General features: G+C 43.3%; 14 protein-coding genes. All 14 read right to left on the bottom strand.

Features of this window, described 5'->3' with window-relative positions:
* Positions 1-9: 9 nt before the first annotated feature.
* The gene (locus DWX23_RS05065; RefSeq protein ID WP_122373664.1) at positions 10-3,336 is read right to left on the bottom strand and encodes a TonB-dependent receptor; all 3,327 of its coding nucleotides are present in this window, start codon (positions 3,334-3,336) and stop codon (positions 10-12) included.
* Positions 3,337-3,971: 635 nt separating this feature from the next.
* The gene (locus DWX23_RS05070; RefSeq protein ID WP_122373665.1) at positions 3,972-5,861 is read right to left on the bottom strand and encodes a RagB/SusD family nutrient uptake outer membrane protein; all 1,890 of its coding nucleotides are present in this window, start codon (positions 5,859-5,861) and stop codon (positions 3,972-3,974) included.
* 19 nt (positions 5,862-5,880) lie between these two features.
* The gene (locus DWX23_RS05075) at positions 5,881-9,180 is read right to left on the bottom strand and encodes a TonB-dependent receptor (protein WP_122373666.1); all 3,300 of its coding nucleotides are present in this window, start codon (positions 9,178-9,180) and stop codon (positions 5,881-5,883) included.
* A 630-nt stretch (positions 9,181-9,810) separates the two neighbouring features.
* Positions 9,811-10,410 (bottom strand): ribonuclease HII, encoded by a 600-nt coding sequence (locus tag DWX23_RS05080; RefSeq protein WP_122356529.1) that lies wholly within the window; start codon positions 10,408-10,410, stop codon positions 9,811-9,813.
* 24 nt (positions 10,411-10,434) lie between these two features.
* Positions 10,435-10,836: a VanZ family protein gene (locus DWX23_RS05085; protein ID WP_122373667.1), complete on the bottom strand. Its 402-nt coding sequence runs from the start codon at positions 10,834-10,836 to the stop codon at positions 10,435-10,437.
* 10 nt (positions 10,837-10,846) lie between these two features.
* Positions 10,847-12,061: an aminotransferase class V-fold PLP-dependent enzyme gene (locus DWX23_RS05090; protein WP_122373668.1), complete on the bottom strand. Its 1,215-nt coding sequence runs from the start codon at positions 12,059-12,061 to the stop codon at positions 10,847-10,849.
* Between the two features lie 147 nt (positions 12,062-12,208).
* Positions 12,209-12,544, bottom strand: coding sequence for a DUF5684 domain-containing protein (locus DWX23_RS05095; protein ID WP_122356481.1), 336 nt, complete (start codon positions 12,542-12,544; stop codon positions 12,209-12,211).
* 101 nt (positions 12,545-12,645) lie between these two features.
* A complete protein-coding gene (locus tag DWX23_RS05100) occupies positions 12,646-13,434 on the bottom strand; it encodes a glycoside hydrolase family 16 protein (protein WP_122373669.1) in 789 nt (262 codons plus the stop codon).
* Between the two features lie 24 nt (positions 13,435-13,458).
* Positions 13,459-15,060 (bottom strand): YfcC family protein, encoded by a 1,602-nt coding sequence (locus tag DWX23_RS05105; RefSeq protein WP_122373670.1) that lies wholly within the window; start codon positions 15,058-15,060, stop codon positions 13,459-13,461.
* 85 nt (positions 15,061-15,145) lie between these two features.
* Positions 15,146-17,812, bottom strand: coding sequence for a glycoside hydrolase family 2 TIM barrel-domain containing protein (locus tag DWX23_RS05110; RefSeq protein WP_122373671.1), 2,667 nt, complete (start codon positions 17,810-17,812; stop codon positions 15,146-15,148).
* 19 nt (positions 17,813-17,831) lie between these two features.
* The gene (locus DWX23_RS05115; RefSeq protein ID WP_122373672.1) at positions 17,832-19,232 is read right to left on the bottom strand and encodes an arylsulfatase; all 1,401 of its coding nucleotides are present in this window, start codon (positions 19,230-19,232) and stop codon (positions 17,832-17,834) included.
* 90 nt (positions 19,233-19,322) lie between these two features.
* Positions 19,323-20,978, bottom strand: coding sequence for a hypothetical protein (locus DWX23_RS05120; RefSeq protein WP_122373673.1), 1,656 nt, complete (start codon positions 20,976-20,978; stop codon positions 19,323-19,325).
* Between the two features lie 111 nt (positions 20,979-21,089).
* Positions 21,090-23,051: a RagB/SusD family nutrient uptake outer membrane protein gene (locus DWX23_RS05125; RefSeq protein WP_122373674.1), complete on the bottom strand. Its 1,962-nt coding sequence runs from the start codon at positions 23,049-23,051 to the stop codon at positions 21,090-21,092.
* Positions 23,052-23,064: 13 nt separating this feature from the next.
* A complete protein-coding gene (locus tag DWX23_RS05130; RefSeq protein ID WP_122373675.1) occupies positions 23,065-26,517 on the bottom strand; it encodes a TonB-dependent receptor in 3,453 nt (1,150 codons plus the stop codon).
* Positions 26,518-26,553 lie beyond the last annotated feature (36 nt).

Consider the following 26,553-nt stretch of genomic DNA (forward strand, 5'->3'; position numbering starts at 1 on the left):
TTTTAGTGTTTAGAATGTCAATGAAATACCGCCCGAGATAGTACGTATCGGAGAATAAAGTTCCGGGTTAGTATATCCTTTCAACGTATAGCGAGGGTCGAATCCCTGGCGTGCCGAGAAGTAGAACAGGTTTTCACCCGAGAAGTAAACACGTATGTTCTGTATTTTATACTGTTGTGTCAAACTGGATGGCAATGTATAGCCCAGATTGATGTTCTGGATGTTCAGGTAGCTTGCATTGGTGATGAAACGGTCTGAACGCGAATTCTGCGAATATGTTTCTGCAAACTGCAAACGTGGAACACTTGAACCTCTATTCTCCGGCGACCAGGCATTCAGCATGTCTGTATGCCAGGTTGAAGAAGTGGCTGTACTGGTGTGCATCAATGTCGAGTAGGTATAATCGTATGCCTTACCTCCCAACTGATAGTTCAGGTTGATGGAGAAATCGAAACCGCGATAGCTCAAAGATGTACCCAAACCACCATAGAAAGCCGGAAGCGCATCGCCGATCAGGTAATCGGTAGCCTGGTTGACATCCTTGGTCATTTCTTGTCCCGTCACATTTCCTGCATCGTCGAGGATATCTTTATGGAACAAGGATTCTCCTGTTTCAGGATCCAGACCGGCAAACTTAGGTAAGTACCATGTGTAGAGTGAAAGGCCTTCAGCCACGAAATATTTGTATTTGGATACGAACGACTTATCCAGGTTGACGTAACCGTCATGACCGTCTACCTTGGTTGTCTTGATTTCATCCGGTAAAGTCAGTACTTTGTTCTTCACATGGGAGATATTGAAATTAACATCCCACTTGAAGTCCTTATTCCGGATCAGCGTGCCTTGCAATACCAACTCAAGACCAGCATTACGCATATCCCCCATGTTAATGAAATAACTGGTGTAACCGATAGAAGGAGGTGTATTCAGGGAGAAGAGCATATCACTGGTTTTCCGGTAGAAATAATCGAGGCTACCGCTTAGGCGTCCGTTGAACAGGTCGAATTCGGTACCCACGTTCCAGTTTGTATTGGTTTCCCAGGTGATATCGCCGGAGCCTTTCTGACGCCATTGGAAAGCAGGCTGGTCATCGTTGTTCACTACCGTATAAGAGTCGGCATACAAATAATCGCCGATATTGTCGTTACCCTGTGAGCCGACAGAAGCCTTCAGTTTCAAAGAATTCACCCAAGGCACATTGAAGAACGACTCCTTCGAGATAAGCCAGGCACCGCCGACCGACCAGAAGTTACCCCAGCGGTGATCTTTCGCGAAACGGGAAGAAGCATCACGACGGTAAGAGACCGAACCGAAATATTTTGCATCGTAGTTGTACATCGCACGGAAGAAATACCCTTCGTTATTATACGTATTGGAATAAGAATTCGGAGTATTGTTCAGATTCAGAAGTGTCGCCAGTTCCCATGAGTTATCGATCCCGAAATTACGTCCGGAAGCGCTCAGTGACTCATATTTGTAATTGTAATATTCATGACCGACCATCGCGCTCACGTCATGCTTGCCGAACTGTTTGCCGTAATTCAGCAACTGTTGCGTATTATAAGTAAAAGTACGGTAAGAGGCCTTATAGAGGGTACCGTTATCGGACGAACTGGTGTAATAATCGACAAAAGGACTTTTTGCCTCCGTATAACGCCGGTCGTAATCATACGCATTGGCATTGAACGTGAATGTCAGGTCCTTGGTCAGATTTACATCTACATAACCACTGGCGATAAACGAGTTACCGGTTGTTTCATTTACATTATACTTGTTATTGAAGATACAGTTGCCACCCACACCACCTGCACGGTTCAAGTCGTAGGCCTGAGCGAAGTCATACATATTCTCTCCCCATTTATCGACCATGATGTTCTTGTTTTCATCACGGAAATAAATAGGATAGACAGGAGCCTGGGTCTTTATCGTGCTCCAGATGGTACCGGTACCGATCGTACCTTCGGATGTCTTGCTGTAATCATATTTGGAGTAGTTGAAATTCGCACCGACTTTCAGCCATGTCTTTGCCTGGTAATCCAGTTTTGCACGCGCCGTCAAACGTTTCTGCGTGGAACCTTCCTGGATACCATCCTGATCCAGATAACCGACAGAGGTATAATAATTAACACGTTCGGAAGCACCGGAAACCGACACGTTATATTCCTGGCGGAAACCGTTCTGTAAACCGATATCCTCCCAGTCGTCGGCCTGCAACCAAAATTTCTGTCCGTTATAGTTATAAAGAGACCCCATAGTCGCTCCCGGGTTCATGGTTCCCCCCTGTTGAATGAAATCCTGTCCGTCGGGAACGGTATAGACCATATAACCCGGGCCTACCCCACTGGAAGAGCTGGTCAGATGCTGGTTTGCCAGAGCATGAGCATCGGTAGCCGACATACCTCCACCGCCTTCTGTTATATAATAGTTATACAACATCTTGTAATATGTTTCGTAGAACTGCTGGGAATTCGTCGTCTTATAGTTCCGAAGACCATTGGAGTTAGATCCCCATTTAGCATCGACAGACACTTTGGCTTCTCCGCTCTTTCCTTTCTTTGTCGTGATCATGATCACACCGTTGGCACCACGGGCACCATACAGCGCGTTGGAAGCAGCATCTTTCAAGACAGTCATCGACTCGATATCGTTGGAGTTGATCAGGTTCAGATCACCGTCGAAAGGCATACCGTCCACTACGATCAGCGGTTCCGTATCCGAAGAAATAGAACCGAAACCACGGATAGTTATAGAGGGCGAACTACCCGGCTGTGAAGAAGCGTTGCTCAACTGAACACCGGCAACACGTCCGGCTAATGCCTGGGCTGGGTTACTTACCTGTGCTTTCAAAAGATCGTCCGCCTTCATTATACCGGCAGAACCGGTAAAGGCTTCTTTTGTACTTTTACCGAAAGCAACCACTACAACTTCATCCAGTGCCTGGCTGTCTTCCTGTAATACGACCTGGATATTGTTCCGGTTCCCCGGCCGGATAGTCTGGGTAACATAACCCACATAAGAGATTTGCAGCGAACTGCCTGACGGGATAGATAACTCGAACTTACCGTCGAGATCTGTCATGATACCGTTGGTAGTACCTACCTCAACAACACTGGCGCCGATCACCGGTTCACCGTTTTCGTCTTTCACTACCCCTGTTACTCTACGGGTATTCTGAGCCGTCGATGTTGCTCCATACACCGCAATTGCGGAATGGCTACCATTTGCACTTAATTCTGTCATTGCCTGTTTTGCAGAGACATTACTCTCGGCAGCCAACGGCAACCCCAGACAAAATAAAGCCATAGGTACAAAAATGACTTTCTTAGTGTAATTCATAACTTAAATAATTAGTGATTATAACTCATAAATCAAATACGAAGAGAAGATACTAAGCATATATGCATACGGGTATGGCGAATATTGCCGATGCATGTAACTTCATCCATTTAGTGTTTGTCGTCATGTTAAAAATTAATTAATGGTTTTTACTATAAAAAAAGACCACAAAGGCTATATTTCATAGCCTGCCCAAAAGCACAATCTGACAAATCAGACTGTTTGTTATCCACAATTTCTCCTAACTTCTTAAACCTGTATTCATTAGTGTAATAGATATTTTGAGCATAGTTCACGTAGGACTCTATCTAAATATCAGTATACAAATATACTATTTTTTATAAAACGAGCGCGGTTTAGTATAAAAAATAAATAAAAAAAACATATTGTTGCCAATTTATGTATTAAAAGACTTCGTCTCATCCTTTAATTGCTGGAGTCCTACGTGAACTCCGGTCATAAGAGAAAACCCAACAAAAATATTTATTCCAACTACTCTAAACCCAGGTATCCGGTACCTCTTTTTACTTTACTTCCTGTACTTTTACAACCAAGGATAAGTGAATCTTCTTTTCAGAAATAAAAAAAGGTATGCCGAAAATCGACATACCCTTTTCTATTTCAATCAATTCCGATTACTCGGTGATTTCAGTACCATAATACGGCTTTATCTCATCATTAGACTTATAGACATAATAGGTCGTCGGATTTGTATACGGATTATTATAATGATAAATAGCAGGATTAGCATTCAACTCTGCCTGGTTCCAGCCCGGAGTCCAGCCAACATATACGCCGTCCATATCAATACAATGCTGATAACGTTCACAGTTCGTTCCTTTATAAGCACGATGGATACCTACTTCCAGACGCTTAGCATCAAAATAGTTGATACCTTCACCCCAGAACTCAATACCTTTTTGAAATACATATTCATCCAGGAATGCATCAGTAGTCGTTGCCGTACAGGTATAGGTAGAATTACGTGTCTTCACAATTTCTTCCAAAATTGTAGCAGCTGCCGGAACACCCGATGTATGAAGAGCAGCTTCCGCTTTTAGGAAATACATTTCTTCAATACGCATGATCGGATAATCGACTGCACCACCAACCGTATGAGTCCGGTAATCGCCGTTATGCGGACGGAACTTCATATTAACATATAACCACGGCCATGACAGGAACCCATTAGACGAATTTATACGTGAACGGATCCAGGACGCAGAACTGTTATACTTATACTGATACTTATCAGGTCCGAATCCGGAATAGTCGTCATTCCAGTCACTCTGGGTCGTACTTGTACTTACGTCATTTACCGACCACTTATTATTGATAAACTTACCATCAGCATCTCTTTCCACCAGATACGGCTCTCCTTCTTTCTGATTCTTCGATTCATAGAAGAAGCTAGGATCCAACCATGATTTCTTACGGAAGTCGTTATCCGAAAGACGTTCGTACCATTTACGATCGAGCGAACGGCCGACACGCCAGCCATACACACTAAAAGTCGTTTCTGTTCCGAAGATCATCGCAAAAGAGAACGATTCATTATTTCCCGTGGCAGCCGTAGTATTACCTTCAGAAATAGAAGTTGCCCACATCCATGAATTCTGAGAGTTACGGTTATTGAATCCGTTTACCGGATCGGTCCATTCTGCCTCCGTCAGCGGGGTACAACCGGCTACAGAAATTGCCTTATCCGCATATTCACCGGATTTTTGCCAGTAGGAAGCTTCATCCTTATAGGTTGCCGATATTTTTACACGAGAAGCCAGGTTGGCATACGTACGGGCATACAAACCATACACAGCGGCCAGGTTAGGCTGGGTTTTATCCGTACGGGTATAGCCGTCCAGATAAGTTTCCGCCTGTTGAAGATCGCTCAGAATCAGGTCATAAACAGCATCTACCGTTGCACGCGGATTGTTGGAAGCCTCTTCAGATGTCGTCTTCTCCGTTACAATAGGTACCCCCAGATTAGTAAGATCGTTCTCCGGAGTTACATAGCTGTAACGGCTGTCAGTAGGTTTCTTATATTCCATTATCTGAACCAAGTCCAGATAATAAAGAGCACGATAAGCGTAACTAACTCCCAGATATCCCTTTTTGGTATCATCCAGATCATTCACATCAATCATACCGATGATGTCGTTTACATTCTTAATATAAGAATAGTAGAGATAAGAAGGATACAGTCCGCGATTGGAACCTGTTGCACTGATCGCTCCATAACAATAGGCCCCCATTGTGTTATAACCGTTCGCTCCCGAGCAAACAAACTGGGTCGTACTATGCTCCAGCATGGCACGCATGCCACCATAAGAAATCATTTCTATACCACCATCTTCATTCTTGTATCCACCCATCGAGGTATAAATGGAGTTAACCATTCCTTGCAATGCCGACTCCGATGCCTGGATCTGGTCATTCAGTACATATTCTGTCGGCAATGTTTCTTCAATACAGCTACTAAAACCCACAAGAGTCGCCGCAGCCAATAAAATCTTATATTTCTTCATGATGTTTTCTTTTTAATGTTTAGAATGTCAATGAAATACCACCAGAGATAGTACGTATCGGAGAATAGAGTTCCGGATTACTATATCCCTTCAACGTATAACGAGGATCGAATCCCTGGCGTGCCGAGAAGTAAAACAGGTTTTCACCGGAGAAGTAAACACGTATATTCTGGATATTATACTTCTGTGTCAAGCTTGAGGGCAATGTATATCCCAGGTTGATATTCTGTACATTCAGATAGCTCGCATTAGTAATAAAGCGGTCTGAACGAGGATTCTGTGAATACTTTTCAGCAAATTGCAAACGTGGAATATTTGAACCTGTATTCTCCGGAGACCAGGCATTCAATATGTCCTTATGCCATGTTGTAGACGAAGTTGTACTGGTATGCATCAATGTCTGATAAGTATAATCGTATGCCTTTCCACCCAACTGATAGTTCAGATTGATGGAGAAGTCGAAACCACGATAGGTCAAAGATGTTCCCAAACCGCCATAGAAAGACGGAAGAGCATCGCCAATCAGATAGTCGGTTGCCTGACTCGAATCTTTAGTTGTCTCCTGTCCGGTTACATTTCCTGCATCATCGAGGATATCTTTATAGAACAATGATTCTCCCGTTTCAGGATCCAGACCGGCAAATTTAGGTAAGTACCATGTGTAGAGAGAAAGCCCTTCGGCTACGAAATATTTATATTTGGAAACAAACGATTTATCCAGGTTAACATAACCGTTATGTCCGTCTACCTTTGTCGTTTTTATTGCATCCGGCAAGGTCAGTACCTTATTCTTTACATGAGAGATATTGAAATTAACATCCCACTTGAAATCTTTATTTCTAATCAACGTACCCTGCAATACTAACTCGAGACCGGCATTTCGCATGTCACCCAGATTAATGAAATAACTGGTATAACCGATAGAAGGAGGTGTATTCAGCGAGAACAACATATCACTGGTCTTCCGGTAGAAATAATCCAGGCTACCACTCAGACGTCCATCGAAAAGATCGAATTCGGCACCCACATTCCAGTTCGTATTAGTTTCCCAAGTAATATCACTAGAGCCTTTCTGGCGCCATTGATAAGCAGCTTGGTCGTCATTATTTACCACTTTGTAGGAATCGGCATATAAATAATCCCCGATATTGTCGTTACCTTGTGAGCCGACAGAAGCTTTCAGTTTCAAAGAATTCACCCAAGGTGCATTAAAGAAAGCTTCCTTCGAAATAAGCCAAGCACCACCGACCGACCAGAAGTTACCCCAACGGTGGTCTTTTGCGAAGCGTGAAGAAGCATCACGGCGATAAGACACCGAACCGAAATACTTTGCATCATAGTTATACATGGCGCGGAAGAAATAACCTTCGTTATTATAAGAATTGGAATAAGAATACGGATTATTATTCAGATTCAAAAGAGTTGCTAACTCGCGCGTATTATCGATTCCGAAATTACGCCCGGAGGCACTCAACGATTCATATTTGTAATTATAGTATTCATGACCGATCATAGCACCTACATCATGCTTACCAAATTGTTTGTTGTAATTCAATAACTGTTGTGTATTATAAGTAAAGGTACGGTAAGATGCTTTTGACAGATAACCGTTATCGGATGAACTGGTGTAGTAATCGACAAAAGGACTGGTAGCATAGGTATAACGGCGGTCGTAATCATAGGCATTGGCATTAAATGTGAATGTCAAATCATTAGTCAGATTTATATCTGCATAACCACTAGCAATAAACGAGTTACCTGTTGTTTCATCCGATCGGTATTTATTAGAAAAAATACAGTTACCACCAACACCTCCTGCACGACTCAGATCATAAGCTTGTGCGAAGTCATACATTTTCTCTCCCCATTTATCGATCATGATATTCTTATTTTCATCACGGAAATAAACCGGATAAATAGGCGCCTGAGTTTTGATTGTACTCCAAATCGTTCCGGTACCGATCGTACCTTCAGATGTCTGGCTGTAATTGTACTTGGAATAATTGAAGTTTGCACCGACTTTTAACCATTTCTTCGCTTGATAGTCCAGTTTGGCACGTGCTGTCAAACGTTTCTGCGATGAACCTTCCTGGATACCATCCTGATCCAGATACCCCACAGAGGTATAATAATTAATACGTTCAGAGGCACCGGATACCGAGACATTATATTCCTGACGGAAACCGTTTTTCAATCCGATTTCTTCCCAATCGTCGGCTTGCAGCCAAAGTTTCTGACCGTTATAATTATAAAGAGTTCCCATAGTCGCTCCCGGATTCATTGTTCCGCCCTGCTGGATAAAATCTTGTCCCTCCGGAACTGAATAAACCATATATCCCGGACCAACACCACTTGACGAATTTGTCAGATGTTGATTTGCCAATGCATGGGCATCAGTAGCAGACATACCGCCACCAGCTTCCGTTATATAATAGTTATACAGCATTTTATAATAAGTTTCATAAAACTGCTGAGCATTTGTTGTCTTATAATTTTGAAGGCCATTGGAGTTTGCTCCCCATTTAGCATCTACAGACACTTTGGCGTCTCCATTCTTACCTTTCTTTGTTGTGATCATAATCACACCATTGGCTCCACGGGCACCATACAAGGCATTCGAGGCAGCATCCTTCAATACGGTCATCGACTCGATATCGTTGGAGTTGATCAGGTTCAGGTCACCGTCGAAAGGCATACCGTCCACTACGATTAAAGGCTCCGTATCCGAAGAAATAGAACCAAAACCACGGATAGTAATAGAGGGCGAACTACCCGGCTGTGAAGAAGCGTTACTCAACTGTACACCGGCAACACGTCCGGCCAAAGCCTGAGCCGGATTCGACACCTGTGCTTTCAGAAGATCGTCTGCCTTCATTATACCGGCAGAACCGGTGAAAGCTTCTTTTGTACTTTTACCGAAAGCTACAACCACAACTTCATCCAAAGCTTGGTTATCTTCCTGTAAAACGATCTGGAGATTATTTTTATTTCCCGGTTTCATTGTCTGGGTAACAAAACCGACATAAGAGATTTGTAATGAGCCATTAGCACTCATGGACAGTTCAAATTTACCATCCATATCTGTCATAATACCATTCATCGTGCCTACTTCTACAACACTGGCACCAATTACCGGTTCTCCGTTTTCGTCTTTAACAATACCTGTTACTTTGCGGATACTCTGATTAACAGAAGCTGCCTCTACTACTACAGCCTTCTGGACATCAAAATCTGAAATAGTGTTTTCAGCCACCATGGTCAAATTAAGACAAAACAAAGGAATAGCCATGCAGGCAACTTTCTTTGTGCAATTATTCATAACTTAATTATTTAATGATTAGAACTTGAATAAAAAACCATTCACTGATTAGGTTAAAAAAGAAATATTTCTTCTATCCCTTCTACTAGCTGCTATTGTTCCTCATACCTGACCTGAATCAAAAATTAGACTTTTTATAGAAATTATTTAGCGTTTATCTACAGCAGAAATTAGCATTTCTTTTCTAAAATAAATAACGACAGCTTATTAGCTTCCAAAGAGGACAATCCAACAATAAATTATTGAATCGATTTACCTGCATATTTCTTCAAACTAAGTTTTTCAAAATATCAACACTAGTGGAATTATTAACACAGTTCACATAGAACTAATGTTTTGAGGAGGAATTAATGGGTATATTCGTATAAAAAGAATAAAATTATAGCGTTATTTTGCTACTTTTAGCGTTAAAGAATCTTGTTTTTGCAAAAAATACTATATTTGCAGACGTATTATTGATATAGTTCTATGTGAACTATGTCAAGTAAAAAAGAAATATCCAAGAAAAGTAAAAGTGTTTTTCATTGAACGACAAATCCAGACTGCCCACCCGAACAGCCAATCATTCACCTAGAAAAAGGTTAACGAACAAAGCCTACAGACCAAGAAATGAAGAATGAAGATAAAAGTCTAAAAATCCAATGTTAGTTGTTCCGGTAATAATGTGAAGGTTTTACGATGATAAGGAGTGATACCGACTGCACGGATCGCTTCGCGATGGGCTTTAGTCGGATAACCTTTATTTTCAGTCCAATGGTAATCCGGATATTCTTTAGCCAGTTCATCCATATAATCGTCACGATATGTTTTAGCCAGGATGGAAGCGGCAGCAATACTCAGGTACTTCCCATCCCCCTTTACAACCGTCGTATGTTTTATATCCCGATAGGGAGTAAAACGATTTCCGTCTATCAGCAGATGTTCCGGTCTTACCGTCAACTGGTCGATGGCACGATGCATAGCCAGGAAAGAAGCTTTCAGTATATTTATTTTATCAATCTCCTCCGGAGTCACAATACCTACAGCCCAGGCAATTGCTTCCCGTTCTATTATCGGACGCAGGGCGTAACGTTTCTTTTCACTGAGTTGTTTACTGTCATTCAAATCATCGTTTTTAAAATCAGGAGGCAGAATAACCGCAGCAGCAAAAACGGATCCGGCAAGACATCCGCGTCCCGCTTCATCACAACCGGCTTCTATCCGGTTCGCTTCTAAATAAGGTAACAACATAGAGTCTGATATGTAAGTTTGTTATCATTCTATTATCTTCTTTCTCAACATCCAGGGACGCAATACGAAATAAGAGAACAAGGTAGCCAATGCTACTCCTGTTATGTTTGCCAGAAAATCGAACCAGTCACCACCCCGGTAAGAGGTACAATATTCCTGCAACAACTCGATCGCCCCACTCATCAGGACCGGACAAAGTACGGCTCCTATCCAGGCATGCCATAACACCTCGTCATATTTCCGGTGATTACGCAAAAACTCAATCCACAGCATTCCCGATAATCCGGCATACATACAGATATGGGCCACCTTATCTATTCCCGGGATCTTTCCGATCTCCACAGAAGGCGGTTTGAAAAATGACAAGTAAATAACAACCAGAATGATTGTCAGAGATATCGGATATTTTTTCAGATAATACAACATAAGCTACTGATCAAAACATTTTTCTAACACGTTCTATCCCGGCGGCAAAAGTATCAATTTCTTCTTTCGTATTATAGAAAGAAAACGAAGCACGTACAGTACCTTCAATCCCCAATGCCTGCATCAAAGGCTGTGCACAATGATGCCCGGTACGGACAGCGATCCCCAAACGATCTAACAACATCCCCATATCATAATGATGAATATTTCCCACCAAAAAAGACAGGACAGCTCCTTTATGATCCGCCTGACCGAAAATACGCATACCATCTATATCGTTCAACTTTTCAGTTGCATACCGCAATAACTCGTCCTCATAAGCAGCAATATTCTGCATGCCCAGCCGATTCACATAACGTAAGGCTTCTGCCAACGCCGTGCTACCGATATAATCGGGTGTACCGGCTTCGAACTTAAACGGTAATTCATTAAAAACAGTCTTCTCGAACGAGACAGTCGCAATCATCTCGCCACCACCCTGGTAAGGAGGTAATTTATCCAACCATTCTTCTTTTCCGTATAATACACCGATGCCTGTCGGACCATACACCTTATGTCCGGAAAAAACATAAAACTCAGCATCCAGGTCCTGCACATCGACTGTCAGATGAGGAACGGCCTGCGCCCCGTCGATCAATACCGGAACTTCATGGTTATGTGCTTCTTCGATGATCTCTTTCACCGGATTAATAGTCCCCAGCACATTCGACACATGTGTAACGGAAACCAACCTCGTACGTTCAGAGAATAACCCACGGAATGCTTCCATATCCAGTTCTCCCTTTTCATTCATCGGAATGACCTTCAATACAATTCCTTTGCGTGCCGCCTGTATCTGCCAGGGTACGATATTGGAATGATGCTCCATTACCGAAACGATCACTTCATCGCCTGCCGACATACATTCATCAGTAAAACTGGAAGCTATCAGGTTGATCGCTTCTGTTGTACCACGTGTGAAAATGATCTCGTTGGATGAACGTGCGTTCAGGAAAGACCGGACGGTTTTACGTGCATCTTCATGTGCTTCGGTTGCCGCCTGGCTCAAAAAATGTACCCCGCGGTGAATGTTGGCATTTACATTATAATAACCGCTTTCAATCTTTTCCACTACCTGGCGAGGCTTTTGCGTAGTAGCACCGTTATCGAAGTAAATGAGCGGCTTATCGTATATTTTATGTTCCAGTATTGGAAAATCTTTCCGGATAGACTGTATATCTAACATAGCAATTGTATCTTTAGTCGTATAACAAACGCCAAAGATACGATGTTTTATTTAACAACGGCGATTTATTCTTTTATACAGATATAAGAATATAAAAAAAGCCTTTCATCCGAGACGAAAGGCTTTTCTGTACCCTCAAATACTTTTTTACTCTACAGTTTCCGCAATCGGAGTTTCTTTGAACGCCAGTAATGGGAAGAAAATAAACGGTAACAAAAGTAAACCTACAGCGTACGCATTGTCACCTTTACCATACTTTGCAGCTATATCTCTATACAGCAGAAAGGAGAGATAAATGTTATAAATAGGAATCAGGAAAAACCAGAATTTAACCGGTTCCCATTTTACAATACGCAACATCACGATGATGTTGTAGAACGGAATGATGCAAGCCCATCCCTTTTGGCCGAAAGTTTCAAAAATCTTCCACATACTGACAATCATCAGTACACTCAATGCCAATTGAATAATTGATCCAATCATTACAGTAAAATTTTATACATTTAAATATTATTTGCGCACTAAAGGTAAACTTTTTATACAACAATACTGTTGTCTTACGCCAAATAATTAACTAAAAATTTTCACTGCTTTTGATAGAAACGGACCCAATCTATCTCCATTTCTACCGGCAAGTCTTCCGGATCAACGGCACCAACCCAACTTCCGCCAAGCTGCATATCCAATAACAAATAGAACTGACTGTCATTGAACGGATACTGTCCTTCCTTTTCTGTTTCAATCCGCGGATAAGCGAATGTACGGGTATCATTGATAAAAAACACCAGGCTGTCCGCATACATTTCTACCGTGTAGGTATTGAAATCATTCGGGTCGATAACGCCGATACTTCCTTGTTTGGGATTGTCTTTGATCCCCAGATTAAATGTATAATGAGAATGGACTGTCTGATAAGCGATACTATCATTATTCAGACGTTCCATGATATCGATCTCACCACCTCCGGGCCATTTGGCATCCTGCGGCAATAACCAGAAAGCAGGCCAGGCACCGGTCGCTCCATTCAGTTTGGCATGGATTTCGAGGCGGCCGTTATTGAATCCGACCTTATCTTTTGTATAAACGCCACCGGTCACATACGGTGCCGTATCGGTCGGCAGGCTATAATTGACCAGTCCTCGCAATACCAACTTACCGTCACGCATCGCATAACAGGAATCGAAGTCAGACATATAATTATTCCAGTCGGATGTCCCCCGGGGAATCTTACTCCAGGAGGCAGGATCAAAACTATCAGCCTGGTCGAAATTATCTTCCCAAACTAATTTCCATTCGGCAGGCGACGGTTGGCAACACGGTAAGGCAATCATCATGCCCAGGCAGGCTAACAGCCCTAAAAAGCTTTTTTTCATATCGCAGTATTTTAGAATAAGTGATTAGAATCCATCCAAAGGTATCAAAACCGTAGGAATTAACAATAACATTCCCAGCAAAATAAACAGTATAAGAATACAGAAGAACCACTTCACCCATATTTCATAAGGGATGCGAGCCAAACCAAGCGCCCCCATCAAAACACCGGAAGTAGGTGTGATCATATTGGTAAACCCGTCACCGAACTGAAACGCCAGCACTGTTGCCTGACGGGAAATACCGATCACATCCGAGAATGGTGCCATAATCGGCATAGTCAATGCCGCCTTCGCCGAACCGGAAGGAATAATAATATTGATCGTTGTCTGGATCAGATACATAACACCCAGAGAAGCAATCTTTCCAGCCTCCCCCATCAAAGCCGCCATACTATGCAGGATCGGATCGATAATATGCCCATCCTGCAAAATCTGGATAATTCCACCTGCCAGCCCGACTACCAGGGCAGCCGAAAGCATATCTTTGGCTCCGGTAAGAAACTGGCTAATGATCCCGTCAGCTCCCTCGTTATTGGCAAATCCGGATAGAAGTCCCATTGCCAGGAAGATTGCGGATATTTCCATCAGATACCATCCATACCCCATCACACCTACTACCAGAAAGACAATGGTATAACCAAGCAGATTCAAAATAAAGAACTGATTCGATTTGCGCAATCCCAACCAGCCGGTCAAAGCAAAAAGGGCGGTAAACACTGGTACTGCCGGAAAACTAACAGCACTCTCTCCGACTTCAAAGGTGGTAGAAGGATAATATATCGAAAAGCCGATCAATGAAAGTAATAATAACAAGTAGACAATCCAGGCCGAACGGGTTGTCTTTTCCTCCGGAAGCTCTTCGGAAGAAACTTCACCTTTCTCCCTCCAGTAAGCATCCGCCTCATACATAGGAGACAATTTCGGGTTCTTTTTCACCCTAGCTGCATAACGAAGAACGATAACGATCAGAATGGAAGTGAGCACCACCCAACAAAACAACCGGTAACCGAAACCGGAAAACAGCGGCAAGTCCGACAATCCCTGTGCTATCCCAATTGTAAACGGATTCAAAATTGCTCCCGAAAACCCCACATGTGCTGCCACATAGACCATACAAAGTCCCGTAATAGAATCATATCCCATCGAAATGGCAAGCGGCACAATAATTATAACAAATGCAAGCGTCTCCTCACTCATGCCGAATACGGCTCCGAACAAACTGAACAGGATTATAATCAAGGATATCACCACATTATTCACTCCGACCATGCGAAACAGCCCATATTTCTCCACTTTACGCGAACTCCGTAAAAAAGATAGTATTCCGGTATCGATTGCCCGGCTACTGTTCATAATCTGGAAAGCTCCTCCGATAATCAACAGAAAAGCTATGATACCTGCCTGTTTCTCGAATCCTTCCAGTAACACGCCGAAAACCTGCCAACTCTGCGGGGCGGGATCGACTGCATGAAAGGAGTTATCTACAATAACCGTACGTTCCGTACCGTTGACCACCCGTATTTCCCGGGAGTATTCACCAGCAGGAATAATCCAGGAAAGGGCGGCACATATCAGGATTACAACAGATATAATTGTATAAGTATGCGGAATCTTATTCAGTTTCATTCGTTCTCTGGTATAAAAAAGTTTGCCTTTATTTGTTGCTACAAAATTAAGGCAAACTTTTGATAAATTTCATACTTTATATCAATTACCTCTTTTCTCCAAATTCGGTCTGCTGTCTTTCAACCTCCTTCAGTTTCAAAGCATTCAGTTCTTTCTGAAGACGTTCTACTTCACGTTCGGCTGATGATTTGCTCATTTGTACATCTGTTTTACCGGTTACAGTCAGAGGTATAAGAACGGCTTCCGATTGATTATAGACTAACGGATAAACAGCCGAAGTACTTTCCAGTTCAAGCTCTGCACTGATCGGCATCTGGGAGCCTTCCATCAGAACACTGGCCATCACTTTGATCTTCCCGGGTTTCAAGGTAGACTGTACCAGAACCGGGGCAGTTCCCCATTTCACCGGAGCCGGATTCGCCATAATATCGGCACTTCCCAAGATACGCCCTTCACCTTCGATATGGAACTTGATGAAATAATTGTTCAAACGCTTAATGTTACCTTGTTTATCGGCAATAGCTGCAACTACTGTTACAAAGTCAGAGCCGTTTGCCTCCAGGTTCGTACCCTCGTTATCTACCCAGAGCAACAGTTTCTCCGGGCGGCGGGCAGGCGTTACTTTATGGGTAGCAACCACTTTTCCATCTATCAGACCTTCTGCCAGTAAATAGACATCCTCCTGTTTCCTGTCTCTCGACAGAGCCTTGTCTACCATAAAATCATACATACCGGGGAAAGTGATTACCGGCGACGGCATTCCTTGCCGTCCCTTGTCTTTCTTATAAGTGGATGTTTTACCATCTTTATTAAAGGTCAGACGTACCTCATCACAGTTGGAATAAACCACGACATCTTTACCTGAGAACGGAGTCATTTCATTGGCAATAAATACCATCGGCCCAGATTCTGCGATCAGGTCGCTTTTAACAGGCGGACGTTGAGCCTTGAACATATAGTATGAATACTTGGGCTGACGGAACACATCCATGATACCTCCGTAAAAAGGATCGGGATGATAACCGCGCTGATGATCGAACGAATGCCAGAGGCAACCGCCTACATGCTGACGGGAAGTCTGAAACAACGCATCATAACTGGTATAAGGATAGGAAGGTGAAGCATAATGCTGCGCCTGTATCAACATCGCCTGTTCCCCCCAGTTACGGGCAACACGACTAGGGGAGTTATGCGAATTCCAGTCATCCACATTATCTCCCCATTCGCGGGTAAAATAGGTTTTCGACGGATCCAATTCTTTTATCGCCCATTCCTTATCTGCATTCTGAGGATGAGCAAAAAGTACCGGAAAGACTTCGTGACCACGTGCCTCACTGTCACTACCGCAATAGCAGGATGGGTAAGGATATTCAGCATGTACGATATCGTTAGTATTCTTGGCAAAGTCAGCCGGATACCAGGTCTCATTCAGGATCGGTTCCCACAACCAGACACAAGCATAGTTACGGTCACGGCGCACCAGATTACGGATATCGCTATAGACACGTTGCGCAAATTCGGGTGCATCGTTCCAGAATTGCCAACCCGGCGTATTGACGATCACGAACAATCCCAGCTCGTCGCAGGCATCCATAAAGGCGGGATCTTGCGGGCAATGGGCATTACGGATCACTTCCATGCCGACATCTTTCAGCTTTTTTGCATCCCGCCAATGAATACTGTTGGCAACCGCATTGCCGACAACGGCAAAGTCCTGATGGCGGTTCGCTCCGATCAACGGCTTCTCATACGGTTTACCGTTCAGCCAGAAACCGTCTTTTCCTTTGAACTCGATACTACGGATACCGATACGGCGACGATAACCGTCAATCACATTCCCTTGTTCGTCACGCACACGCACCAATAAGTTATATAAGGTCGGTGTAGAGGGTGTCCATAACATCGGTTGCTGTACCAACAGTTTATCGGAGCTGGTTACAGTTTTGCCCGGTTTGATCTTCACTTTATCATTCAGAAAAGCAACCTGTTTACCGTCCGGTTGCTGCAATTCGTATTCTACCACACCTGTAAACGCTTTCTTCGTCTCGTTACGTACCTGCAATTGCAGCAAAACCTCAGCAGATGTATCTGAAACCTTATCGAAAGCGACAAATAAACCTCCTCCAGCTATTTCATTTTCATAATTCGGATCGGTTATAAAAATATTATTATGAGACACCAGCCAGCAGTCACGATAGATACCCCCGAAATAGGTATAGTCCAATACATCCTGTGCTTTTCCGGGAGGATAGGACGGATCGTCGCTATTGTCTGTCCATACGGCAATCACATTCTCACCGCTCCAGTCTAATGCGTCTGTCACATCGACTATGACCGGCAGGTAACCTCCGTAATGTTCCGTCAGCAGTTTTCCGTTTACGAAGACTTTACTTTTCCCCATAATCGCTTCAAAATGCAGGAAGAGTTTCTTTCCTTTCAAAGCTGCATCGGGTGTAAAATGCTTACGATACCACACTTCCCCCTGATAGTTAATGCAACCACTAGCTTCTGTCGGTAGGTATTCAATACCGTGCGGCAAAGATACGACTGTCCAGTCTTTATCATTAAACTCTTTCGCATCCGCCCCCTCAGCAGCCCCTTTGTAAAATCGCCATGCCGGATTCATGGAATAAACGTCACGTCCGGAGTTTTTCATCCGGAAGAAACCGGCTGTTGAAAACTCAGGTTGATAAGCAGCCAATACCGGCAGGCAGATCAGACTTAATAAAATATAACCAATTAATTTTCTCATTTGTATTTTAGTTTGTTCTTTATCTTCCGAAATTAAATAATGGTGATTCTGTACGTGCACCGTCCATTAACACTTCCAATTCTTTCACTTTCTCCGGATTCTGCTGAGACAGGTTATTATCCTCATGGATATCTGAACTCAAATCATAGAGTTCCAGGATGGTTTCGCCAACAACCGGTTGACGGATCAGTTTCCAGTTTCCACTGCGTAAAGCTTCGCGCCCATTCAGTTCATGAAATTCCCAATATAAATAATCGTGTTGCTTCTGTTCCCCTTCCGACAATAAGGTTGGCAGAAAAGAGATTCCGTCGCCAGCCTCCGGTAAGGTTACCCCTGTCAGCTCTGCCAAGGTCGGCATTACATCCCAGAATGCACTGATATGCTCACTTTTCACGCCAGCTTTGATCTTTTCAGGCCCCCAGGCTATCATCGGCACCCGGATACCTCCTTCGTAAACATCCCTTTTTACACCTTTCAGCGGACCGTAACTCCGGAAATAATCAGGATTTGCACCACCTTCCCTGTGAGGACCATTATCGCTGGTAAAAATAACAATTGTATTCTTATCCAGCCCCAGTTCTTTCAACTCTGCCATCACATCACCGACATATTTATCCAGTCTCGTGACCATAGCGGCAAAGGAAGCATAAGGTTTTTCCGACGGATGATATCCCATCTTCCCATCATAAGGGACTTCTTCAAATGCATTTTCATACATTTGATAAATAGAATCATGCGGCAAATTCAATTCCGCATGCGGTAAGGTGTAAGTAAGCATTGCATAGAAAGGTTTATCCTTATTATCCCGGATAAACTTTAAAGCCTGTTCATGGATCAAATCCTGTGAATAGATCTTTCTTCCTTCATTATCGTTCTCGTGCAGAGATACAATGTCGTTGTTATGCCACAGATGATCCGGATAATAAGAATGTGCCTGACGCTGGCAGTTATAACCGAAAAACTCATCGAACCCCATATTTGCCGGAACAGAGGTCGAACCGGGATAGCCCAGTCCCCATTTACCAAAAATCCCGGTCGTATAACCTGCCGATTTCATCAGTTTCCCCAAAGTATAAGTATCTTCAGTCATCGGTTGCTGTCCTTCCGGTTTGATCTCTTTATTGCCGCGAATCTGCGAATGACCGGTATGCAATCCCGTCATCAAGGAACAACGGGAAGGGGCACTAACCGTACAACCGGCATAATGCTGGGTAAACAACATACCTTCCTGTGCCATCCTGTCGATATTAGGAGTCTTGATCTTTTGCTGTCCGTAACAGCCTATATCTCCGTAGCCCAGGTCATCAGCCAGGATATAGATAACATTCACAGGCCTCCCCTCCGCCGGTGCTTCTTTTTTACAGGCAGAAAATCCGGTCAACAAAGTTCCGCCTATGCATAATACGAGTTGTGTTTTCATTTCTTACAGTTATTTTAAATCTAATGTTATTTTTCAACCCAAAGATACGTTATTTAGACCATATAGAATGATATAAGAATTCAAATCCGTCTAGTTCAAAGGAAAATGTTCCCGGACCGAGATAAAAAGAATATCTTCTTTTCTCACATCCTTAATTTCCATCGACTCAGAATCAGCTTCCTGTAACGAAATAGAAAGATCATTTATATTTTCTCCATTCTTATAAACCTGAATCTTATAGGTTCCCGATACCCGGGCCGTACAATCCAGTTTAATTTTCAAAGTTTCCATAGAAACTAATTCACTGTCCGCAAAAGATTTTGCTTCCGGAAAATAAACCATCGCCAAAGTCTCCCGGCCATCTACATTCAAATGGCTGACCTGTACACCTGGAATACCGACCTCACAACGCACAAATCCCGGCCCCGGTAATCCTTCATAAATAATATCCTCATTCCGAGATATGGCTTCAAACATCCGGACAAGATCATCCCTGACCAGTTTCAATTCCATCAGTTCTTTCCTTACTTCCCCGTAACAGTAGACCCCAAAACCCTGCGCCGCCCTTTCCAGGGTATGAATTACAAAGTGACGGAAATTGACAGATGTATTGAAATGTCCTATACCGATCTCAGAAGGGATCAATATGGGCAGTTTATAATTATACGAATCATTATAGCGATGATCGATCCCTGCTATCGCTTTATACCCCCAGTTTTTATAAAACATCGTACCGATCGCATCCAGGTTTCCGTCCGCATAGGTAGCCGCACTCGTTCCTGTCATTCGGACACGCTCCGGATCACCGGCCTCAGCCTGTCCGGCATCCAGGTTGAAAGATAATATCTTATACGGATCTCCTTCATGGTAAGCGGAAGTAAATTGTTGCCACCACCAGTCGATGGCCTCCTTTTTAAACTGTGCATAATCTATTTTGTTGGTTTTCAGTTTCCACTCTTTAAATAATTCAGCCGTTACCGGATTGAAATCACTTTCATCCAGAAAACTGAAACCTTCCTCATTTCCCAGTTGTACCCCAATAACGGTCTCATCATCTTTATAATGGACAGCCAAATTATAAAGCATTCTTCTTATCCGGTAAAAAACCTCCTTATGACCATATACATGAAGGGGACGGACACCGTAGGTCAGTATATCCCGGATATTCGAATAAAGTACGCCATCCCGTTTCACCCATTGCATCGTATAATTGGAAGAATCCCTGTCGTCCAGATGAAATGTCCAGGCCGTTTCGGGATTGAGGGTCGGCACTCTCTCCTTCTGTGCATGTAAAAACAAAACCCAACCGATTTTCAATTCCTGCCTTTGAGCTGCTGCAACAATTTCATCGGCAAAACGGTAGTCAAACCGGTTATCCGCCGGTTCGATATCTTCCCAATGCAACATCACATAAGCGGTATTAGCTCCCATCTCCTTCATATCAGCAAAGACAGAATCATAATTTGTCTCTTTTTCATAACGGGTATCCCAATACCCAGTCTCTATCGCTTTCAGGAAAAATGGAGCCAACCGACCATTCTGCCGGACCATATAGGCTATTTTACGGTTCGGCAGACGGATTAATGCTGCCGGAGCAGTCACTGTATCTTTCATCTCATAGTCTACTATTCTCGCTGCTACCGGAGAAGAAGGAGTCATAAATGGCAACGGTTCACTCAATTGAGCCTGCAACAGATGGCCAAACGCAAATAATGCAACAAAAATCAATACACAATATTTGATCATACACTTTCTATTTTATGCAAATTACTCAATAAAAAACCAGTTTGGTAATCCGGCAAATAAATGCTTCTCACCAAACTGGTCTTAATTAAATCCTATTTTTATTCCTATTTATCAATAACCTATTGCACCGGCATTTGCTTTCAACGGCCATCCCGGGTTCTGATAGATCACAGAAGTTTCTCCGTTTTCAGGATCAGTAGCCGTAATGCGGAAATGTTGCATGGCGATCGGACTCAGGTAATGAGCATCACACCAATTATATCCGTCGTAAACAAGGTTGGACGTTTTAATGATCTGGTAAGGACGTAAATAGACACTGTTCTTCTGGCTGGAAACATTAGCCGTCTTCCCTTCCGTACCTTCCGGTATCAAAGTCGAATTTCCCTGATTATCCACATATTCATGCTGCATAGGTCCCCACAATTTGAAACCTTCCACCTGATAATTTTTTACCTGGTCTAATGCTCTCCAGCGTTTCAGATCGTTCATACGGAAGCCTTCTTCCATTAATTCACAACGACGTTCACGACGGATATTGTACAGTAATTTAGAAACAGGCTGACCACCGGAATATACAGCCCAGTCCTTTTCCTTTGCCAGGTCGGTAGCAGCTACTGTCTGCTGATAACTCACCGGAAGACCTACACGTTCACGAATAGCTTTCCAGTAAGAATCCGCTTTGCTGTCGATACTGTTTCCGCCGTTCTTCATGCAAGAAGCCTCGATATAATTAAGATAGGCTTCTACCGCACGGAATACATGTGACCCTTCCACACAATAATCCCCGTCACGATACCATGTATGCGGCATCCCCTTACGCAGGCAATAACCGGTTACGGCACGAACCTCCTGTTTGGCCAGAATATCCGGATACCCGAATGTATCGACATCTGACAACTCACTCAACAACTCGCCCGGCTCTTTCATAAACAATTGCAAACGGAAATCACGGTTCGCCTTCACATCTGCGATCGTATTATCACCCACATATTTGGAAGAAGCATAAATCGGAAGGCCATCCTCACAAAGGAATGTTTCCACGAAATCCCTGGTAAAACCTGAATTTCCTCCTCCACGCTGCAAATAATAACCGGCTGAATGCTTCTCCTTATATTCCATATCATAAGCCCGCCAGAGTAATATCTCCTCATATCCTTCCATATTTTCCGCAGCAAACTGTGCATAATACGGATTATCCAGCTTTTCTCCGAAATTATTCATGGTCAAAGAAACATTATCGGCCACCTCCTCAGCTGCTTTCATCGCCTCATCCAGGAAATAAGAGATTTCACTATCGATATTAATTGTATAATCTTTCAAATAAGCAGTAGAAGCTCCGGGCCAACCAGGTCCACCGGGAACGCGGTTCGTCCCTTTATGGTAAGTTTCCCAACTTGCTTCAAAGAGCGCTGCTCTCGATTTTACCAATAAAGCGGCATTACGGGTAATCCGGTTTTTACCTCCGACCGGGCTATTGTTCATCAGCATGATCGCAGAATCCAGATCAGAAATAATAAAGCGGGCTACTTCATTTCTCGGACGCCGGTAACTGGCTTCCGTCAAAGCCTGTTGTTCGTCCGGCAACGTGTTACGGACAATCGGAAAATCACCCAATGTCTGAAGTTTGCTCAGATACTGCCAGGCACGCATAAAATAAGCCTCCCCGATATAATGTTTGATATTGGTTTCCGTCCCGTTTATTTCACCGTTTTTCCAGCGGGGTACCGCTATTTCAAGGAAATAATTCAGATTCCTTATTTTATCGAAATTCCACGGATCGTCACCCCGGGTAGAAAAAGATTCGTTCACTCTCCATTCGCCAGGAACCCAACGGCTGTTGAAAGAACCTGTCACCTGATTATCGGTATCGTTATCATTTTTCCATGTACCCAGATTCCAGCCGTCATGTGTAGTAAAACTATATTGTTTGATCGTATAGGCAGCCAGATCGCTTTCGCTCCAGAAAAAAGCTTCAGGCGTAATATTGTCCAGCGGTTCCCTGTCCAGGAAATCATTACATGATGTCATGGAAAACGCACTTATCAATACGGGTAAGATATATTTCAGTTTCATATTATATTACTATTTAAAAGGTTACACTTAATCCGGTTGAGACAGTTCTCGACAAAGGATATGATTTGGCAGATTCTGTTACCGAACCGTTCCAGTTTCCATATCCTGATCCTAATGTTTCAGGATCAAAGCTATCAGGTAAGCCACTGATCGTAAATAAGTTCTCTACAGAGAGGAAGATCCTTAATTTCGATAAGCCGGCTTTACTTGTCAGATGTGCAGGTAATGTATAACCTATTTGCAGGTTTTTCATACGCAAATAAGCAGCATTCTGCAAATAGCGAGTCTGTTTTTTCTGGTTCTTTCCGCCATCCAGTATCGGGCGCGGGAAATAAGCATTCGGATTAGCTCCCCACTCATCTCCTTCCGAACGGAAGAAGTCCAGGTGATCCGTAAAACAGGTGCTCTGCCATAATCCGCCACTTGCACCCCAGAACATGTTGTCACCCAACCAATAGTCTCTTTTAGCTACACCCTGGAAAAACATACGGATATCAAATCCTTTCCAGGAGGCATCCAGATCGATACCGAATTTATAACGCGGACTCGAATTTCCGATTATTTTCTTATCTCCCGGATCCGTAATCGTATTACTGCCTTCATTCACTTCGCCGTCACCGTTCAGATCTTCGTACATGACATCACCGGCTGCCCAGTTATTACCAAACGATTGTTTGTGGTTCGCAAGCCAGCTCTGCATTTCTTCGTCTGTTTTTGCAATACCATGAGTCACATATCCCCATATTTCTCCGGCATATTGTCCCTCATACCAGGTATTCAGGGTTCCGGTCGGATTCGAATAACGGGTTACCCGCTGACGGTCGTCCGACAGCATAATATGTGCACCGTAACTTACTTTGCCAATCTGGTCTCTCCAGGCCACATCCAGTTCAAAACCTTTCGATTCCATGTCGGCATTATTCGTTTTAGGAACAGTAGCACCCAGGATCACAGGTAGTTCCGGTGCCGGTCCAACCATATCCAACGTTTTACGGTTGAAATAATCAAAACTGAAAGTCAAGCGATTCTGCAATGCACCTACATCGATACCTATATTCCAGGAGCGCATTGTTTCCCAGGATAATAAGGCGGAAATCAAATCCGGCGCATTAGCCGTATTCGGCTTTACCCCATTCAGTAACCAATGACTATCAGCATCATTCGCCGCAAATTTGAGTAACTGATAATAAGGATACAGGTTTGTTGTGTTCTGATTACCCAATTCACCCCATGAGCCTCTCAACTTCAAATTATTTACAATATCGGAATAAGGTTCCCAGAATGCTTCACGCGCTACATTCCAACCGGCAGAAACGGAAGGGAATACATTCCATCGGTGATCTCTTGAAAAACGGGAAGTACCGTCATAACGGGCATTTACTTCCAGCAAATAGCGTTCTTTATAGTTGTAATTGATACGGCCGAAAAAACCGGCTGTAGCCCAATGGCTATATCCCCCTTTTGTAATCTTATCAGTACCGGTCGATGTATTCAACGTCGGTAAATTGGAGGTGATCATATCTGTTCTCGATGCACCTAACTCCCTGTATTTATTAAGTTCCGCCTGAAAACCGACCATGACCTTCAAGGCATGACCTTCGTTGAACTCTCTGAAATATTCCGAATAAACGTTCGGATTGAAGAAGTTATTCTTGGTAGCCTGTTCCAGCACGGATGATTGCTCTGCCGGATTTGTCCACGGATTATCACTTACATCATATTTGGTTACAGGATTTACATCTTTATGCAAGAACTCCGTCGTAGTCCGGTAATTCAGTTCTCCGAAGATCTTCCAATCTTTGATCGGTTCCAGGATCAACTGGAATTGCTGGTACAGATTATCTTTCTGAGTCTTATAATCACCGCCTTGCAACAATCCTTCCGCCATACTCATTCCATGTCCGTTAGGATCGAGGAAAGGTTCCATAGGCCAGCGTTTTGCGATATTGTGATAGAACACATTATCATCCACAGAAGACGGTTTCTTGTAATCATTACGGATAAACTTAGAGCTATAATTAAAGCTCAACCAGTCCGTCGGCTTGGCATTGATCTTACCGGTAACCGTATAACGTTGCATCTTATCTGTATTGAACTTCAGGAGACCACTCTGGTCCAGGTAATTAGCAGACACATAGAACTGATACTTTTCACTTCCGCCATTGGCACTTACTGAATGCTCCTGTGAAAAAGCGGCATTATTAAAATAAATGTCATACCAGTCATTATTAGAGTTACCCTGCCAGTCCCAACGACTCGGATTATTGGGGTCGGGAACAGTTGTCGGAAGGAAAGTTCCTTCCTGATACGCTTTAATACGTTCCAGCCATTCCGGTGTAAAGCGTCCGGTTTCTCCCATATTTTCTGCAGCCCGGTTAAAATACTGGGCATACGTGTATGAATCGGCAATATCAGGAGTATTGATCGCTGAAGACCAACGGAAACTATTGTTATAGTTCACGGCGATTTTCCCGGCCGTTCCTTTTTTAGTCGTGATCAATATAACCCCGAAAGGTGCTCTCGATCCGTAGATAGAGGAAGCTGCTGCATCTTTCAATACTGAAACACTTTCGATATCCTGAGGATTCAACGCATTCATATCGCCTTCCATCCCATCGATCAGTACTAACGGAGATGATTTAGAACCGTCGCCGATCGTACCGCCACCACGGATATTCAGTTTCATTTCATTGTTCAGCTCACCACCGTTCCCGGAGCCTGCATATGAAAAGTTCAAACCCGGAACCAACCCCTGGAGCGCCTGACTCACATTCATAACAGGTCTCGACTCCAACGCCTTCGATGCAACCGTCGAAACCGATCCCGTCAAATTCACTTTTTTCTGTGTACCGAAACCGACAACTACCACTTCACTCAATGTCTGCGAATCTTCCTGCAAAACGACATTGATCGAAGTCTGGTTACCGACTTTCTGCATGATCGTTTTCGAACCGATAAAAGAAAATTGCAGAACAGCATTCGGATCACTCAGTTCAAGAGAGTAGTTCCCGTTCATATCTGTGATCGTACCATTGGTTGTTCCTTGCTCAACGACATTCACACCTGCCAACGGCTGGTTATTTTCATCGGTAACAACACCTTTTACCACTTTCTTTTGTGAACTCCCTGCAGAAACACTCCGGCTTTCTTTAGAAATACGGATACTCTTACCTACAATCTCGATCGAAACCGGCTGCCCTTCAAACACCTTATAAAGAACATCTTTGATCGATTCGTCCGTGACATCCACAGAAGTCTTTTTCTGCATATCCAGCTCGGAGCTTTTTATCACATACGAATAGCCATTTTGTTTCGTGATCTGTTCCAACACCTGTTCTATCGTGAGATTTGTCAACTTCATCGAAATCTTTTCGGCACCTTGTGCCATCACTGTAGAAGAAACAAAGATCATCAACAGGAAAAACAGTAGAAGCGGTTTTTCATAAAAGGACTGTCTTGTTCTCATGTTAATTAATTTAATTGTTTATACAAAGTTTACATT

Source organism: Parabacteroides sp. AF18-52 (assembly GCF_003479145.1).
Lineage (GTDB): Bacteria > Bacteroidota > Bacteroidia > Bacteroidales > Tannerellaceae > Parabacteroides > Parabacteroides faecis.

What these genes read in the sequence shown, in the direction of transcription:
- DWX23_RS05110 (WP_122373671.1), bottom strand. Translation starts at nt 17,812, where the DNA reads ATGAGAAAATTAATTGGTTATATTTTATTAAGTCTGATCTGCCTGCCG.
- DWX23_RS05105 (WP_122373670.1), bottom strand. Translation starts at nt 15,060, where the DNA reads ATGAAACTGAATAAGATTCCGCATACTTATACAATTATATCTGTTGTA.
- DWX23_RS05065 (WP_122373664.1), bottom strand. Translation starts at nt 3,336, where the DNA reads ATGAATTACACTAAGAAAGTCATTTTTGTACCTATGGCTTTATTTTGT.
- DWX23_RS05100 (WP_122373669.1), bottom strand. Translation starts at nt 13,434, where the DNA reads ATGAAAAAAAGCTTTTTAGGGCTGTTAGCCTGCCTGGGCATGATGATT.
- DWX23_RS05080 (WP_122356529.1), bottom strand. Translation starts at nt 10,410, where the DNA reads ATGTTGTTACCTTATTTAGAAGCGAACCGGATAGAAGCCGGTTGTGAT.
- DWX23_RS05070 (WP_122373665.1), bottom strand. Translation starts at nt 5,861, where the DNA reads ATGAAGAAATATAAGATTTTATTGGCTGCGGCGACTCTTGTGGGTTTT.
- DWX23_RS05090 (WP_122373668.1), bottom strand. Translation starts at nt 12,061, where the DNA reads ATGTTAGATATACAGTCTATCCGGAAAGATTTTCCAATACTGGAACAT.
- DWX23_RS05130 (WP_122373675.1), bottom strand. Translation starts at nt 26,517, where the DNA reads ATGAGAACAAGACAGTCCTTTTATGAAAAACCGCTTCTACTGTTTTTC.
- DWX23_RS05075 (WP_122373666.1), bottom strand. Translation starts at nt 9,180, where the DNA reads ATGAATAATTGCACAAAGAAAGTTGCCTGCATGGCTATTCCTTTGTTT.
- DWX23_RS05115 (WP_122373672.1), bottom strand. Translation starts at nt 19,232, where the DNA reads ATGAAAACACAACTCGTATTATGCATAGGCGGAACTTTGTTGACCGGA.
- DWX23_RS05095 (WP_122356481.1), bottom strand. Translation starts at nt 12,544, where the DNA reads ATGATTGGATCAATTATTCAATTGGCATTGAGTGTACTGATGATTGTC.
- DWX23_RS05085 (WP_122373667.1), bottom strand. Translation starts at nt 10,836, where the DNA reads ATGTTGTATTATCTGAAAAAATATCCGATATCTCTGACAATCATTCTG.
- DWX23_RS05120 (WP_122373673.1), bottom strand. Translation starts at nt 20,978, where the DNA reads ATGATCAAATATTGTGTATTGATTTTTGTTGCATTATTTGCGTTTGGC.
- DWX23_RS05125 (WP_122373674.1), bottom strand. Translation starts at nt 23,051, where the DNA reads ATGAAACTGAAATATATCTTACCCGTATTGATAAGTGCGTTTTCCATG.